Annotated in this window: 17 protein-coding genes and 1 pseudogene; 7 read left to right on the forward strand and 11 right to left on the reverse strand. The window is 73.2% G+C overall.

The features are described from left to right. Nucleotides 1-8 precede the first annotated feature (8 nt). The 4 genes from ACHZ99_RS29160 to ACHZ99_RS29175 all read right to left on the reverse strand — a co-directional run bounded on the left by ACHZ99_RS29160 (nt 9) and on the right by ACHZ99_RS29175 (nt 3363). Nucleotides 9-626, reverse strand: coding sequence for a TetR/AcrR family transcriptional regulator (locus ACHZ99_RS29160; RefSeq protein ID WP_420307798.1), 618 nt, complete (start codon nt 624-626; stop codon nt 9-11). Nucleotides 627-699: 73 nt separating this feature from the next. Continuing rightward, nucleotides 700-1848: a pyridoxal phosphate-dependent aminotransferase gene (locus ACHZ99_RS29165; RefSeq protein ID WP_420307799.1), complete on the reverse strand. Its 1149-nt coding sequence runs from the start codon at nt 1846-1848 to the stop codon at nt 700-702. Further along, on the reverse strand, nt 1845-2504 hold the full coding sequence (locus ACHZ99_RS29170) for an RraA family protein (protein ID WP_420307800.1): 660 nt from the start codon (nt 2502-2504) through the stop codon (nt 1845-1847). The genes ACHZ99_RS29165 and ACHZ99_RS29170 overlap by 4 nt, the downstream gene beginning before the upstream one ends. A gap of 100 nt (nt 2505-2604) precedes the next feature. After that, the gene (locus ACHZ99_RS29175; RefSeq protein ID WP_420307801.1) at nt 2605-3363 is read right to left on the reverse strand and encodes an SDR family oxidoreductase; all 759 of its coding nucleotides are present in this window, start codon (nt 3361-3363) and stop codon (nt 2605-2607) included. A gap of 76 nt (nt 3364-3439) precedes the next feature. Here ACHZ99_RS29175 and ACHZ99_RS29180 point away from each other — a divergent pair, with 76 nt between their 5' ends. Then, a complete protein-coding gene (locus ACHZ99_RS29180) occupies nt 3440-3787 on the forward strand; it encodes a MerR family transcriptional regulator (protein WP_420307802.1) in 348 nt (115 codons plus the stop codon). Between the two features lies 1 nt (nt 3788). Here the strand turns inward: ACHZ99_RS29180 and ACHZ99_RS29185 are convergent, their stop codons facing one another. Continuing rightward, a complete protein-coding gene (locus ACHZ99_RS29185) occupies nt 3789-4466 on the reverse strand; it encodes a TetR/AcrR family transcriptional regulator (protein ID WP_420307803.1) in 678 nt (225 codons plus the stop codon). Between the two features lie 80 nt (nt 4467-4546). Here ACHZ99_RS29185 and ACHZ99_RS29190 point away from each other — a divergent pair, with 80 nt between their 5' ends. After that, entirely contained in the window at nt 4547-5434 is an 888-nt protein-coding gene (locus tag ACHZ99_RS29190; RefSeq protein ID WP_420307804.1) for an MBL fold metallo-hydrolase, read from the forward strand. On the opposite strand, the gene ACHZ99_RS29195 is transcribed toward ACHZ99_RS29190, so the two are convergent. Further along, nucleotides 5413-5652, reverse strand: coding sequence for a tautomerase family protein (locus ACHZ99_RS29195; RefSeq protein ID WP_420307806.1), 240 nt, complete (start codon nt 5650-5652; stop codon nt 5413-5415). The two genes, ACHZ99_RS29190 and ACHZ99_RS29195, sit on opposite strands and share 22 nt — an antisense overlap. Before the next feature lie 14 nt (nt 5653-5666). Continuing rightward, complete coding sequence (locus tag ACHZ99_RS29200) at nt 5667-6410, reverse strand: SDR family oxidoreductase (protein WP_420307807.1); 744 nt, start codon at nt 6408-6410, stop codon at nt 5667-5669. 168 nt (nt 6411-6578) lie between these two features. Between ACHZ99_RS29200 and ACHZ99_RS29205 the strand changes: the two genes are divergently transcribed. The 3 genes from ACHZ99_RS29205 to ACHZ99_RS29215 all read left to right on the forward strand — a co-directional run bounded on the left by ACHZ99_RS29205 (nt 6579) and on the right by ACHZ99_RS29215 (nt 9544). Beyond that, nucleotides 6579-7445 carry a helix-turn-helix transcriptional regulator gene (locus tag ACHZ99_RS29205; protein WP_420307808.1) on the forward strand — a complete coding sequence of 289 codons (867 nt, stop codon included), beginning with the start codon at nt 6579-6581 and terminating at the stop codon, nt 7443-7445. Between the two features lie 165 nt (nt 7446-7610). Further along, complete coding sequence (locus ACHZ99_RS29210; protein ID WP_420307809.1) at nt 7611-8873, forward strand: AAA family ATPase; 1263 nt, start codon at nt 7611-7613, stop codon at nt 8871-8873. Further along, the gene (locus tag ACHZ99_RS29215; RefSeq protein WP_420307810.1) at nt 8873-9544 is read left to right on the forward strand and encodes an RloB family protein; all 672 of its coding nucleotides are present in this window, start codon (nt 8873-8875) and stop codon (nt 9542-9544) included. Before ACHZ99_RS29210 ends, ACHZ99_RS29215 begins: the two co-directional genes overlap by 1 nt. A 68-nt stretch (nt 9545-9612) precedes the next feature. On the opposite strand, the gene ACHZ99_RS29220 is transcribed toward ACHZ99_RS29215, so the two are convergent. The 4 genes and pseudogenes from ACHZ99_RS29220 to ACHZ99_RS29235 all read right to left on the reverse strand — a co-directional run bounded on the left by ACHZ99_RS29220 (nt 9613) and on the right by ACHZ99_RS29235 (nt 12040). After that, nucleotides 9613-10221 (reverse strand): DUF4865 family protein, encoded by a 609-nt coding sequence (locus ACHZ99_RS29220; RefSeq protein WP_420307811.1) that lies wholly within the window; start codon nt 10219-10221, stop codon nt 9613-9615. 146 nt (nt 10222-10367) lie between these two features. Further along, nucleotides 10368-10943, reverse strand: coding sequence for a TetR/AcrR family transcriptional regulator (locus tag ACHZ99_RS29225; protein ID WP_420307812.1), 576 nt, complete (start codon nt 10941-10943; stop codon nt 10368-10370). Nucleotides 10944-11011: 68 nt separating this feature from the next. Continuing rightward, a complete protein-coding gene (locus ACHZ99_RS29230; RefSeq protein WP_420307813.1) occupies nt 11012-11254 on the reverse strand; it encodes a DUF397 domain-containing protein in 243 nt (80 codons plus the stop codon). Next, a pseudogene (locus tag ACHZ99_RS29235) lies at nt 11247-12040 on the reverse strand (helix-turn-helix domain-containing protein). The gene ACHZ99_RS29230 and the pseudogene ACHZ99_RS29235 overlap by 8 nt, the downstream one beginning before the upstream one ends. 130 nt (nt 12041-12170) lie before the next feature. Between ACHZ99_RS29235 and ACHZ99_RS29240 the strand changes: the two are divergent. Next, on the forward strand, nt 12171-12497 hold the full coding sequence (locus ACHZ99_RS29240; RefSeq protein ID WP_420307814.1) for a hypothetical protein: 327 nt from the start codon (nt 12171-12173) through the stop codon (nt 12495-12497). A 109-nt stretch (nt 12498-12606) separates the two neighbouring features. Next, nucleotides 12607-13425 carry an SAM-dependent methyltransferase gene (locus tag ACHZ99_RS29245; RefSeq protein ID WP_420307815.1) on the forward strand — a complete coding sequence of 273 codons (819 nt, stop codon included), beginning with the start codon at nt 12607-12609 and terminating at the stop codon, nt 13423-13425. Nucleotides 13426-14242 lie beyond the last annotated feature (817 nt).

Here is a 14242-nt window from a genome sequence, read left to right on the forward strand (position 1 = left end):
GGCGGCGGTCAGCCCGCCCGCGACCAGCCGCTCAGGGCGCCGCGGTACGCCTCGGTCAGCCGCGCGATGACCTCCCGGCGGGACAGGCCCGTCTCCCGCAGCAGGTCCTGGACCTCCCGCGGATCGAAGATCATGTTGCTGAGGAACAGGGCGTACTCCAGCATCCCGGCGGGGATCCCGAGGTCGTCGAGCAGCCCGCGCACCGGCCCGCTCCAGGCGTCGCGCATGGCGACGATGATCTCGTTCCCGGCGTGCAGCCGCTCCAGGTAGCCCCGCCGGGACCGCAGCTGCACCAGCGCCGGGCCGTGCTCGGCGAGCAGGTCCACCCACTTGTCCACGACCGCGTCGAACAGCGGCCGCCCCCGCGCGGCCGACGACACGCTGAAGTCGCGCAGCTCCTCGACGACGCTGAGCACGTAGGCCGCGAGCACGTCGTCCATTGAGGAGTAGTAGCGGTAGGCGGTGGCCGGGCCGATCTCCGCGCGCGACGCGACCGCCTGCATGGTGAGCCGGTCGGGCGCCTCCCGGGCCAGCTCGCCGACGGCTTCGAGGAGGCGCCGGCGGTTGCGGAGGGTGTCGCTGCGCACCTTGCGCCCCCCGCTCGGGGCGGCCTGCTGGTCGGCCACGGGGCTCCTCCGCCTCATCGACGTGCGGGCAAAAGATTAGCGCCTCCCGGGCGTGGGCCGGCCGGCCGCCTCGTCAGCGGCGCGCGGAGCGGAAGTAGCGGACGAGGCGCTCCAGCCCGGTCCACAGGTCGTCCTCCGCGGTCGCGAACGAGATCCGGAGGTGCCCCTCGCCCGAGGGCCCGTACTCGGCCCCGGCCCGGACCAGCACCTTCTGCTCCGCCAGCGCGCGGGCGACCGCCTCGGAGGGCACGCCGGTGCCGTAGCGGAGGAACCCGTAGAACGCCCCCTCCGGCGGCACCAGGTGCAGGCCGGGCACGCCGGACAGGTGCGCGACCGCCAGGTCGCGGCGCTGCCGGTACGTGTCCGCCATGGCGTCCACGACCCGGTCGGGCAGTTCGAGGGCGGCCAGGGCCCCGTGCTGGACCGCCGTGTTCAGCGAGCCGTTGCCGGTCCGGTGCACCTGGGCGGCCGCGTCCACCACCGCGCGCGGCCCGGCCAGGTATCCCACGCGCCAGCCGGTCATCGCGTACGTCTTGGAGAACGTCTGCACGTACACCGTCCGGTCCCGCAGCGACGGGACCGCCAGCGCCGGGACCGGGGTGTGCCCCGGGTGGGCCAGCCGGTGGTACGCCTCGTCGCTGACGACCAGGGTGCCGGAGCCGTCCAGGAGCGCGCCGAGGGTCTCCAGCTCCTGCCTGCGGTGCACGATGCCGGTGGGGTTCGACGGGTTCGAGAAGATCACCATCGCCGCCCCGGGGAGCGCGGCGGCCAGCGCGTCGAGGTCCCAGTGCAGGTCGGGGGCGAGGGGGACGAAGTCCACGGTGCCCCCGGCGAGGACGACCAGGTCGGCGTAGAGCGAGTAGGCGGGCTCCGGGATCACCACGCGGTCGCCGGGGCCGACCGTCGCCGCCACGACTGCCGCCAGCGCGGCGGTGGCGCCGTGGGTGACCACGACGTCGTCCGCGGTCCAGGGCCGGCCGGGGCGGGCCGGCAGCCCGGCCGCGAGCGCGGCGCGCAGCTCGGGCAGGCCCTTCTGGTCGGCGTAGTGGGTGGCGCCGCCGCGCAGCGCGGCCACCGCGGCCGCGACCACCGGCGGCGGGGTGGGGTGGTCCGGCTCGCCCATGGCGAGGGAGACGGTGCCGGGCGGGGCGGGGGCGAGGGCCGGGCGGCGCGAGCGGCGGCGCAGCTCCGCGACCCGGAAGGCCGGTGCCGCGGCGGTCACCGGGCCGCCGCCGACCGGTCGGGGCGGGCGGCGAGGATGCGTCTGCGGAGCGCCTCCTCCTTCTCGACGATCCCGTCGACCGCGCCCGCGACCTCCGCCGCGCGGCGCCGCGGGACGACGACCACGCCGTCGGCGTCCCCGACGAGCACGTCGCCCGCGGCCACCACCACGCCGCCGACCGCCACCGGGGCGCCGACGGTGCCGGGCCCCTCCTTGAACGGGCCGGCCGGGGTGACCGCACGCGCGTACACGGCCAGGCCCATCCCGGACAGCGCCCGGACGTCGCGGACCGCGCCGTCGACCACCGCGCCGGCGAGCCCGGCGTTCACCATGATCTCGCCGATGAGGTCGCCGATCAGCGCGCGGGTCGTGTCCCCGTGCCCGTTGACGACCAGGACGTCGCCCGGGCGGGCCTCGTCGAGCGCCCGGTGGACGGCGAGGTTGTCGCCCGAGCGCACGTCCACCGGGAGGGCGTTCCCCAGGAGCGCGGCGTGCTCGGTGCACAGCCGGATGCCGCCGTCCATGACGGTCATCCGCCGCAGCGCGTCGCCGACGCTGGCGGCCGGCACCTCGCCCAGCCGCCGGGTCTCCGCCGCCGCCGCGCGGTCCCAGCCCGGAGCGACGGACACGCTGTCCGCCGCCGCAGCAATGAACACAATGGCGCTCCGTTCTTAAATGAGTCTTCTCTCTCACATGAGAGAGTAGCCTCCCGGGCGCCCGGCGACAACGGGTCCGGGGCCGTCCGGCCCCCGCCGGTCAGACGACGCCGGCGCGGATCTCGTCGTACAGCCGGACGGGATCCTCGGCCAGCGACTTCTTGACGTGCGCGCTCCAGTCGTCGGCCAGCACCTCCGCCGCGCCCGCCTCGACCCCGTCCAGCCCGGCCCGGACCGCGGCGGCCGGGTCGCCCTTGGGGCCGTCGTAGGCGGCGCTGAAGTCGGTGTCGACGGCGCCCAGGTGGAGGCCGGTGACGAGGGTGTGCCGAGCGGCCAGCTCCATGCGTACGGCGTTGGTCAGCGCCCACTGCGCCGCCTTGCTGGCGTGGTAGCCGTTGGTGCCGGGGAAGGCGAACCAGGACTGCGCGGACAGGACGTTGAGGACGGCCCCGCCCCCGGCCGCGGCGAGCGCCGGGGCGAAGGCGCGTACGACGTTCAGCGTGCCCCAGAAGTTGGTCTCCATCTCCGCGCGCACGTCGGACAGGTCGCCGGTGACGAGGTCGGTCCAGCGGCTGATCCCCGCGTTGTTCACCAGGAGCGTCACGTCGCCGGCCGCCTCGGCCGCCGCCCGGACGTCGCCGGTGTCCGTGACGTCCAGCCGCAGTGGTACGACGCCCGGCAGGTCGACCGACTCCGGCCGGCGGGCGGCCGCGTACACGCGGGCCGCGCCGCGGTCCAGCAGCTCGCGGGCGAAGAGGCGGCCCAGGCCGCGGTTGGCGCCGGTCACGAGGGCGACCGCGCCGTCGAGGCGGAGGCCGGGGGCGGGGCGGGGGCTGGTTTCTGCGTTCGGTGTGCTCATGCTTGGTACGCTAAGACCTACCGTTGACGTGAGGGTCAAGTCCTGGGTCCGGACCGGTGGGAAGGCGGGCGGAAGCGTGCGTATCGGAGAGGTCGCCCGGCGCTCCGGAGTGAGCGTCCGGGCCCTGCGCTACTACGAGGAGCAGGGGCTCCTCACCCCCGGCCGCAGCCCCGGCGGCCAGCGCGAGTACGGCGCCGACGCCGTCGACCGGGTCCGCTTCTACCAGCAGCTCTACGCCGCCGGCCTGCCCAGCCGCCGCATCGCCGAGCTGCTCCCCTGCATCGACACCGGCACGACGACCGCCGAGCAGCGGGCGATGCTCGACGCCGAACGCGCCCGCATCAGGAAGCAGATCGACGAGTACGCCGCCGCGCTCACCCGCCTCGACGAGATCGTCGAGGCCGCCGCCGCCCGCCGCGCCTGAGTCACCCTTCCCGCGCCCGGCGCTCGGTGTGGGCGGAGCGGGGCGCGGGCCAGGCGCCGGGGGGCGCGGTCTCGCGGGTGAGGCCGGTGAGGACGGCGGCGACGACGCGCTCGGTCTGCCGGTCGGCGGCCGCCGGTGAGTCGAGGGTCATCAGCCCGTCGGCGAGCAGCGCGGCGACCCCGTGGACCGCCGCCCAGACGGCGAACTCCGCCGCCGGCCGGGCCGCCGCGCTCAGCTCGCCCGCCGCGGCCAGCCGGTCCAGCTCCGCGTCGAGGACGTCGTGCGGGTGCGGTGGGGCCGCGGCGTCCGGGTCGCGGTCCGGGTCGCGGTCGCGGGCGGCGGCGCCGAAGGCGAGGCGGGCGACCGCGGGGTCGTCCAGGGTCCAGCGGACGTACGCGCGGCAGGCCGCGACCAGGCCGCGGCGGGCGTCGTCCCGCTCGGGCGCGGCGGCGTCGGCCATCCGGGTGCCGAGGCGGCCGAGGAGGCGTACGGACAGGGCGCGTACCAGCGCGTCGCGCGACGGGAAGTGGTGGTACGCGGCGCTCGGGCTGACGCCGACGCGGGCCGACGCCTCCCGCAGCGACCAGCCCGCGGGGCCGTGCTCGCGGACGAGTTCCTCGGCGGCGTCCAGCAGCGCGCCGCGCAGGTCCCCGTGGTGGTAGCGCCTCTTGCCGCTCATGACGCCGCATCTTAACAGCGTTCAGATACGTGCTACGGTCGGAAGCGGATCTCAACACTGTTCAGATTGGAGCGTGGCACATGGACCTCAGCACTCCGCCGCCGCCCGTCGTACGCGGCGAGCCGGTCGAGGTCGCCGACGGCGTCCACGTCATCCCCGACCGGCGCGTGGAACTGGTGCCGAACATCGGGATCGTGGTGGGCGAGCAGGCCGTCCTCGTCGTCGACACCGGCCTCGGCCCGCGCAACGGCGCGTACGTCCTCGAACACGCCCGCCGCCTCGCCGCCGGCCGCCGCCTCTACCTGACCCTCACCCACTTCCACCCCGAGCACGGCTACGGCGCCCAGCCCTTCGAGGGCGCCGCGACGATCGTCTACAACCGGGCGCAGCGCGACGAGCTGCGCCGCAAGGGCGCCGCCTACCTCGACATGTTCCGCGGCCTGCGCCCGGCCGTCGCCGCCGAACTCGACGGCGCCGAACCGGTCGCCCCCGACCTGGTCTTCGACGGCGAGGCCGAACTCGACCTCGGCGGCCGCACCGCGCTGCTCCGCCAGGTGGGCCCGGCGCACACAGCCGGCGACCAGGTCGTCCTCGTCGACGGCCGGGTCCTCTTCGGCGGCGACCTCCTCGAAACCCGCATCTTCCCCATCACGCCGTACTTCCCCCCGCACGACACGGACGTCGACCCCCGCCGCTGGATCGACGTCCTCGACGGCCTCGCCGCGCTCGCCCCCGAGGTCGTCGTCCCCGGCCACGGCGAGGTCGCCGGCGCCGGGCTGATCACGGACGTCCGCGACTACCTCACGTACGTACGCACCGAAGCGGACCGCCTGCGGGCCGCGGGGGTCCCCGCCGAGGAGGCGGCCGCCGCGATCGACGGCTCCGCGCGCGCCCGCTGGCCGGCGTGGGAGCGGCCCGAGTGGATCACCCCGGCCGCCCACGCCTTCTACGCGGGCGCCGCCGGCTGAGGCCCGGCGCCGTCCTCCTCCCGCAGCATCGCCGCGGTCAGGACCCCGCCGCCGACGCCCCACCCGCCGTCGCCCACCTCCTCGACGAGGACCACGGTGGTGGCGCGGGCGCGTTCGCCGTACAGCTCGACGTACAGGTCGGTGGTGCGGGCGACGATGGCCGCCTTCTGCCGGTCGTCGAGGGTGCCGGCCGGGATCTTGAAGTTCGCGAAGGGCATGCTGGTACTCCTTGTCAGATGATGCCGCCGTTGGCGCGTACGACCTGGCCGTTGACCCAGTGCCCGGCCGGGGAGGCGAGGAAGGCGACGACCTCCGCGATGTCCGCGGGCGTGCCGAGGCGCTCCAGCGGCGGCTGGGCGGCCAGCCGGGCGACGGTCTCCTCGTCCTTCCCGTCGAGGAACAGGTCGGTGGCGGTCGGCCCGGGCGCCACGGCGTTGACGGTGACGTCCCGCCCGCGCAGCTCGCGCGCGAGGATCGGCGTGAGCGCCTCGACGGCGCCCTTGCTCGCGCTGTACGCGCCGTACCCGGGCGGCGCCAGGCCGACGACGGACGTCGAGAAGGTGACGAGCGTGCCGCCGGCGCGGAGCCGCCGCGCGGCCTGCCGGGCGACGACGAAGGTGCCGCGGATGTTCGTACGGTGGACCGCGTCCAGCTCCGCCAGATCCAGCTCGGCGACGGGCGCCAGCGCCATCCGCCCGGCGGCGTTGACGACGGCGTCGACGCCCCCGAAGTCGTTCTCCGCGGCGTCGAACACCGCCGCGACCTGCTCCTCGTCGGCGACGTCCGCCTGCACGGCGCGCGCCGTACCGCCATCGGCGGCGATCTCCGCGACGGCCTCCTCGGCCAGTGCGCGGTTGCCGGCGTAGCCGACGAGGACGGCAAAGTCGTCGGCGGCGAGACGGCGTGCCGTCGCGCGGCCGATGCCGCGGGAGCCGCCGGTGACGACGGCGACGCGGCGTTGGTGGGTGGTGGTCATGTGCGCTCCTGCGGGATGGTGTGGGGCGGCCCCCGCGGCCGGACACCGCTGGGGCGACCCGCCGGGGGCTGGTGGTCTCCAGCGTGATCCTGGACGCGCGCCGTAGCCAGCGCGCTCTTCACCCTGGGGTCGCCGTCCCCTGGCTCACGCCCACCGCCGCGCGCGACCATGGGACACGTGAACCCCTCCGCACTCGCCGCCTACCTCAAATCCCGGCGCGACCGCATCCGCCCCGCCGACGTCGGCCTCCCCACGGGCCCCCGCCGCCGGGTCCCCGGGCTGCGCCGCGAGGAGGTCGCGGCGCTGGCCGGGCTGTCCGCCGACTACTACACCGAACTGGAGGGCGGCCGCGGCGCCCAGCCCTCGGCCCAGGTCCTCGCCGCCCTGGCCCGCGCGCTGCGCCTGACCGGCGACGAACGCGACCACCTCTTCCACCTCGCCGACCGCCCCCTCCCCCCGGCCGCGTACGGCCCCACGGCCCACGTACAGCCCGGCCTCCTCGGCCTCCTCGACCGGCTCACGACCACCCCCGCCCAGGTCATCACCGACCTGCACGAGATCCTCGTCCAGAACCCCCTGGCCGTCGCCCTCGTCGGCCGCCCCCCGGCCCGCACCGGCCCCCGCGCGAGCCTCGTCTACCGCTGGTTCACCGACCCCGAGTCCCGCACCCTCTACCCGCCCGAGGACCACCCGCACCACTCCCGCGTCTTCGTCGCCGACCTCCAGGCCGTCGCCGCGAAGCGCGGCGGCGACGCGGAGGTGACGGGGATGGTCACGGCGCTGCGCAAGCGCAGCGAGGAGTTCGCCGCCCTGTGGGACACCCACGACGTAGCCCTGCGCCGCTCGGACCACAAGCGGATCGTCCACCCGTCGCTGGGCGTGATCGAGCTGGACTGCCACAGCCTCTTCAGCGAGGACGGCCGCCAGCGCCTCCTGTGGTTCGACGCCCCACCCGACAGCGAAGGCGCGGCGCAGCTGCGCCTGCTGTCGGTGATAGGCACCCAGGACATGACCCCGTCCGAGCCGCCGGCGTAGCCGGGGCGGCTGAGGCGGCCCCGCGCCCGCAGTCTGGCGAAGCCGCACGTCGTCCGACGCCGTGTCAGTGTCAGCGACCGCCGGTAGGGTTCCGGATCAGGCGATCACCGTGCGCTCCCGGGCCGAACCGATACGCTGATCGCAGCGGCGAGAGAGGAGGCCAGCGTGCTGCTTCGCGCCCGTGTCGCGAATGTTCGGTCACTACGTGACGAGCAAGAGCTGTCCTTCGTCGCCCCCTCAGACGAGGACCCGGGCGACTCCGTGCGGGACGTGCGTCTCGGCGGCGACCGGTCCGCGGCGGTCTTCCCTCTCCTGGGCATCTTCGGGGCGAACGCGTCGGGAAAGTCGAACGTGCTGCGGGCGCTCGCCGACATGCGCAGAGCCGTCTTGGATTCCTACGGGCGCTGGGCTTCGTACGAGGGTGTCTCGCGCAAGCCCTTCGAACTCGACGCCAAGAGCGCGAGTGAGCCGAGCTTCTTCGAAGTCGACCTCGTGATCGACGAGGTGCGCTGGACGTACGGTTTCGAGCTGAGCCCGAAGCGCGTCGAGGCCGAATGGATTCACAGCTACCCGCGCGGCCACCGCCAGGTATGGCTTGACCGGGACGCGTCACGGGCGCAGGCGTTCGAGTGGCCGGGCAGCCGGGTGAAGGACCGGAACCAACTCGTCCGCCGTACCCGCCCCAACGCCCTGCTCCTCTCCACCGCCGGCACAGACAACCACCCGCAGCTCTCCCCCCTCTTCCACTGGTTCCGCAGCAACCTGTGGCTCGTCAACCCGGAGGACGAACGAGCAGAGCGCGAGCGGTACACGATGGGCGAACTCACCGGCGACCGCGGCCGGCGCATCAGGGAACTGTTGCGCGTCGCCGACCTGGGCATCACCGACGCGGAGTACGTACCGGAGACCGCCGGCGGCCCCACGGTGACGCTCACGCACCGGTCGGCCGCCGGCGAGGTGAACCTCGACTGGAAGAACGAGTCTCTCGGCACCCGCTCCTGGTTCGCCCTCCTCGGCCCGCTGCTCCTGGCCCTGGACGAGGGCGCCGTGCTGCTCATCGACGAACTGGACGCCAGCCTCCACCCGCGCTTCGCCGCCGAGGTCATCCGCCTCTACCACGACCCGCTGTCCAACCCCCGGGGTGCGCAGCTCGTTTTCACCACCCACGACCCTTCTCTGCTCACCACGTCGAGCGGCGGGCGCCTGCTGGATCCCGGGCAGGTGTGGCTGACGGAGAAGACCGAGGACGGCGCCACCGAGGTGTACTCGCTGGCCGCCGCCGTCGCTCCGGGCGAGCACGAGGACCTGACGAAGTCCTACCTGGCCGGCGCCTTCGGCGCGGTCCCCTCGCTGCTGGAGGGACAGATCGCCCGGCGCCTGCTGGCCACCACGGAGCGGGAGCGCGAGTACGAGGCGGAGCGAGGCTGATGGCGTACAGCAAGGGGCGGGACTCGCTCGGCCCGCCGAAGCAGCGGGGGCGGCGCCGCAGGATCGTCCACGTCTTCACGGAGGGCAAGGTCACCGAGCCCACGTACATTGAGATCATCAAAGCGCGGGGCACGTACGCCGATTCGGCCACAGCCGTCGAGGTGAAGATCGCGAACCAGAAAGCGCCCGGGTCCCAGCGCAAGCCTCTCAAGCTGGTCGAGGCGGCGGCACGGCTCATGCAAGAGGAGAAGAGGGCAGCAAAGCGCGGACGGCTGAAGAAGGAGTTCTGGCCGCAGGTCTGGTGCCTCTTCGACCGCGATCAGCACGAGCACATCGAGACCGCGCTGAAGGAGGCCCGGGAAGCCGATGTCCGCGTCGCCTTCTCGCACCCGTGCTTCGAGGTCTGGCGGGTGCTCCACCACAAGCCGGTGACCGGCATGTTCAACGGGGTCTGCGACCAGGTGACAGCGCGGCTGCCCTACGCCGCGAGCGCCGAGAACATCAAGATCGTACTCCCCGGGCAGATCGCACACGGCAGCTTCGAGGAGGCGAAGAGGCGCGCCAGGCAGATGAACGCCGCCCACGGCGACCACGTCCCGCTGTCCAACCGCGACCCGTACACCGATGTCTTCACGTTCGTCGAGGACGGGCTCGGACTCGTCGCGTACTGACAGCCAAGCTCACGCTCGCGCAGTTGGAGCGGGCAGCTGTTCGCCGGCGCGCGGGCCCGTGGGCGGGACTACCAGTGGCGTCCTTCCGGAAGATCGGACAGGTGGGGCGTGGACAGGTGCAGCACCTCGTACCGCTCCGTGGCGTCCTCGCCCTCGGGTACGGCGTGCTGCCACAGGACGAACCGCATCAGCTGCCAGTGACGGGGATCGAAGGCGAGGGCGGCGGTGTGCACGCCGTCGCGCCGGGCCAGAACCTTCAGCTCGTCGACCTCGTTCTGGATCAGGCGGGTGACGCCCGTGCCCGTCGGGTCGGAGTCGACCGGGATCCCGGTCAGGCGACGTGAGGCGGCCCCGGGGGCCGCGCCGCGGGACGGACCCGTGTGGCTGGCTATGCCGGTCCAGTGGTGGACAGCGGGGCGGCCGAAGTCGCGGATGATGCCGTGGAATCCGCCGCCGCCGACGAGGAAGTTGCTCATCGCGCCGGTGTCGTTCCACAGGTAGAAGGGGGCGTACTGATTGACCGGCGAGCCGTTCACGCCGCGCACACGGATGACGTATGCCTTCAGCCCCAGCCCGGCGCGGTCGTCGAGGATGTGCCCGTAGTCGGCGACCCGTTTGCGGATGACGCCCATGTCGTAGTCGGCGGGCAGGGTGACTTCGTACTGCTTAGCGTACATGTCGCTTCTTTCTGCTCAGGGTGCGCGCCGGAGGTGACGGCCTCGCCGCGCTCCGCCTCGGTGCCGTCGTCGGCGGCGTCCTGGACGGCCAGAGGCGCGGCGGCGGTGTCCGGGAGGATGCGGATGATCTGCAACGGAGGCGGTTCCTACCGGGAGGGTGTGGCGGCCTGGCAGGCGAGGAGTTCGAGTACGCCGGTGACGGCGTGCTCGAACGGCTCCGTCGAGTCGGCCGCACGGGCCAGGACGTAGCCGCCCTGAAGCACCGCGACCACCGTCGAGGCGGTCTTCGCGGGATCCATCGCGGCGTTGAGCTCACCGGCGTCGCGGCCCTCCGCCAGGACGGTGGTCAGGCGGTGACGCAGCCAGTCGAAGGTCTCGTCGACCGGAGCGCGCAGCGCGGGATCGGCCATCACGTCCGGATCCTGGGTCAGCCGGCCGATCGGGCAGCCCTTGAGAACGTCGCGCTCGCGCCGCAGGTACGCGGTGATCCGCGCCACCGCCGTCCCTGGAGCGGCGAACTGCGCCTCGGCCTGTGCCCGCAGCTCGTCCGCCGTGCGGCGGATGGCGGCCAGCGCGAGGTCCTGCTTGCCGCTGAAGTGGTGGTACATGCTGCCCTGCCCCACGTCGGCCCGTTGCAGGACGGCCCGGGGGCTGGTGCCCACGTAGCCGCGCTCCCAGAGGAGTTCGCGGGTGCTCGCGATGAGGCGTTCTCTGGTGCTCATGTGAGGAGTGTACATACTAGTAGTTACAGAAGGGTGGGCCCGGCGCCGGATTACCGGATGTGGGGCGGTTACCTGGTGCTCGTGGTCGCCGGGCGGACAAGGCCGCCGTTCTTCAGGGCGCTGACGAACGATGCCCAAGCGTCCGAGGTGAAGACCAGCGCGGGCCCGTTCGGGTCTTTGGAGTCGCGGACGGGGACGCCGGAGATGTGGCCGTCCAGGACCTCGACGCAGCTGCCGCCCTCGCTGTTGCTGTACGACGACTTGCGCCAGCCGCTCAGTGCTCCCGCGCGCGGGATGAGGGGTTCAGTCATGGTCTCCGTATTCCTCCGCGTATCCCTTCAGTACGGTGAGGGACTCCCGCTGGGGGAGCGCGTCACCCATGGCCAAAGCGTATGCGTCTTGCAGCCGTTGGACCATACTCGGGGAGTCGTGCAGCTTGCCCACCGAGGTGCCCTCGCTGTAGGCAACAGGTGGTTGGTCCTCGAACCCATCAGGGTCACCATCCCGGGCAGCATCGGGTGAAACCCGAGGCTGAACGGCAGGACATGGACGCGCACGCGCTCACCCTCCACCAGGCTGACCAAATGCGTGATCTGGTCAGCCATCGTGCGGGGGCCGCCGACGGGGCGGCGTAGCACTGCCTCGTCCAGCAACGCCCACACTACGGGCGGGGCCTGACCGTCGAGCACCTTCGCGCGCTCCAGCCGTGTGACGACGAGCCTGTCACACTCGTCCTCACTCGGCCGGGGGAAGCCCCAGCGCAACACCGTACGTGCGTACGGCGCTGTCTGAAGGATGCCGGGCACGAACGACAAGGCGAACTCCTGGATCATCGTCGCCTGTTGTTCGAGGATTCGCGCGGCCTCGAAGTACTCGGCGACCGCCGCGTCGTCGTCCGGCAGGAAGCTGGTCAGTACATCGCCCGTGCCCAGCGCCTTGTCCAACCGCCGCGCGTCGTTCCTGGAGGGGGTGCGGCGGCCCGCTTCGATGTGGGCGATGTGCGAGCGGGTCATCAGCGCTATGTCCGCAAGCTCCTGCTGGGTGAGGCCCCGGGCCTCGCGCTGTGACTTGAGCCAGTCGCCATAGGTGTTCGTCACTCGGCACCTCCCCCTGTGACGGAAGTCGCGTCACACCGTCACCTCTGGTGAGCGTAACCCCTCTCGTCTCACTCTGTGAGTGGATCGCTACAGAGCGATACCCCTCACCGATTGCGAAGGAGTCGACGGGATGCTCGACCGTACGGGCCGACTGCTGCCCTGGTCCTCGCCGGAGGGCAAGCCCTGCTACCTGCTCGGGGACGGATCCGGTTACGTCTCGCGGCTCGCGGACGACGTCGAGCGGGTGCAGCTCAGGATGGCGGTCGAACTCCGCGGGCACGCCACCGGCATGCTCCACGACGAAACCACCACCCTGCCGCAGTTCCGCTACCTCGTGGCATGCCTGGTCGAGTCGCTCAACGCCGTACACCGGATTGCCGAGAGCCGAGGAGCGCGTATCCCGGCCCCCGATGACGAAGACGACGAAGACGACGAAGAAACCGCCACCGCCCCGTAACCGGTCATGGCCGAAACCGCCCGCCCGTCGCCGTACGCGGACCTCCGCGCGGCAACCGTGCCGGATAGTTTGCCCGTTGACACCCGACGCCCACCCGAGGACGGCTCCTGTGGCGGAAGACCCGAACACCGACGAGGACGCCTCCTCGCCGATCGACGCGACGGTCTCGCACCCGGCCCGCATCTGGAACTACTGGCTCGGCGGCAAGGACAACTACGAGGCCGATCGGCAGGTCGGCGACGCGACCATCGAGGTCTACCCGGAGATAGCGGAGCTGGCGCGCCAGCAGCGGGCCTTCCTCGGCCGGGTCGTACGCCACCTGGCGGGCGAGGCCGGTGTCCGGCAGTTCCTGGACATCGGCACCGGGCTGCCCACCGCGAACAACACCCACGAGGTCGCCCAGCGGGTCGCGCCCGAGTCGCGGATCGTCTACGTCGACAACGACCCGCTCGTCCTCGCCCACGCCCGCGCCCTGCTCACCAGCTCCCCGGAGGGCGCCACCGACTACATCGACGCCGACCTGCGCGACCCGGACCGTATCCTCTCCGAAGCGGCGAGGACGCTGGACTTCACCAGGCCCGTCGCCGTCACCATGCTCGGCGTGCTGCTCTTCATCCCCGGTGACGACGAGGCGAGCGCCCTCGTGAAGCGGCTGCGCGACGCCCTGCCCTCGGGCAGCCATCTGGCCCTGACCCACTCCACGAACGTCATTCACGGCGAACGCGCGGACGAGGCGGTCCGGGTGTGGAACGAGGGCGGCTCGACGCCGATGGTCCTCCGTTCCCTGGAGATGATCACGAGCTTTTTTGACGGGATGGAGCTGCTGGAGCCCGGGCTGGTGCCGCTGTCGAGGTGGCGGCCCGACCCGGCGACCGTCGGTGCCGTCGCCGAGGTCGACGAGTTCGCCGCGGTCGGCCGCAAGCCGTAACGCCCGGTCGGGGGGCGGTGGGTGACCCGGTGTCGGGGTGGGGGCGGTGTCGGGGTGGGCGGCCGTGCGTCAGGGGCCGCGGCGACGGGGGTTTGGAGCATTTGTCCCCCCGGGCCCCGCCGCCCGGCTTTTCAGGAGTGCCGGGCGGTGGGCTTGGCCGGCGATAGGGGCGGAGCTGGCGGCGATGGGCCCTCGTATCGCGTCCGTACCGCTGCCGGGGGGCGGTTCCCGGCCCGGCGGCGCCCGCCCGCACCGCGACTCGGGCACCGCACGTGCCTCGGCGCGGTCAAGTGCCCGCCGGTGGGCGAAACTCGGCCTTCATGGGTGATTTGGTCGGGTTTTGGGGGTCGGTTACCGCGGGTTCGTCACCGCCGCGTGCCGCGCGTGCACGTCACCGGGCGAAACTCGGCTCCGGTGGGCGATTTGCCCTGGTTCGCCGAGGGGGTTACCGCAAGTTGTGACCGGTCAAGCGGCGAGTCGCAGGGCGGGCGCGGTGCCGCCGGGCAGTAAGCACCCCGGCGCCCGGCGGTGCGGGCGGGATACGAGGGCCCATCGCCGCCAGCTCCGTCACATCGCCGGCCGCACCCCGACGCCCGGCACTCGTGGAGAACCGGGCCGTAGGTCCCGGGGGGACAAATGCTCCAAACTCCCGTCGCCGCGCCCCCACCCGCACGACCACCCACCCCGACGCCGCCCCCACCCCCGGCCCCGGACCACCCACCGCCCCTCGGCCACCCCCGACGCAGCCACCCCGTCACCGCGCCCCCCCACGTTCGCCCACCCACCCGGCACCGCCCCAACCACCCCGGCACCGGGC

Origin of the sequence: Streptomyces sp. MAR4 CNX-425, from assembly GCF_048656465.1 — a bacterium.
Classification (GTDB): Bacteria; Actinomycetota; Actinomycetes; order Streptomycetales; family Streptomycetaceae; genus Streptomyces.

Coding starts and splice junctions, on each gene's coding strand:
- ACHZ99_RS29175 (WP_420307801.1), bottom strand. CDS start 3,363: ATGAGCACACCGAACGCAGAAACCAGCCCCCGCCCCGCCCCCGGCCTC.
- ACHZ99_RS29185 (WP_420307803.1), bottom strand. CDS start 4,466: ATGAGCGGCAAGAGGCGCTACCACCACGGGGACCTGCGCGGCGCGCTG.
- ACHZ99_RS29190 (WP_420307804.1), top strand. CDS start 4,547: ATGGACCTCAGCACTCCGCCGCCGCCCGTCGTACGCGGCGAGCCGGTC.
- ACHZ99_RS29195 (WP_420307806.1), bottom strand. CDS start 5,652: ATGCCCTTCGCGAACTTCAAGATCCCGGCCGGCACCCTCGACGACCGG.
- ACHZ99_RS29200 (WP_420307807.1), bottom strand. CDS start 6,410: ATGACCACCACCCACCAACGCCGCGTCGCCGTCGTCACCGGCGGCTCC.
- ACHZ99_RS29205 (WP_420307808.1), top strand. CDS start 6,579: ATGGGACACGTGAACCCCTCCGCACTCGCCGCCTACCTCAAATCCCGG.
- ACHZ99_RS29215 (WP_420307810.1), top strand. CDS start 8,873: ATGGCGTACAGCAAGGGGCGGGACTCGCTCGGCCCGCCGAAGCAGCGG.
- ACHZ99_RS29220 (WP_420307811.1), bottom strand. CDS start 10,221: ATGTACGCTAAGCAGTACGAAGTCACCCTGCCCGCCGACTACGACATG.
- ACHZ99_RS29225 (WP_420307812.1), bottom strand. CDS start 10,943: ATGAGCACCAGAGAACGCCTCATCGCGAGCACCCGCGAACTCCTCTGG.
- ACHZ99_RS29230 (WP_420307813.1), bottom strand. CDS start 11,254: ATGACTGAACCCCTCATCCCGCGCGCGGGAGCACTGAGCGGCTGGCGC.
- ACHZ99_RS29240 (WP_420307814.1), top strand. CDS start 12,171: ATGCTCGACCGTACGGGCCGACTGCTGCCCTGGTCCTCGCCGGAGGGC.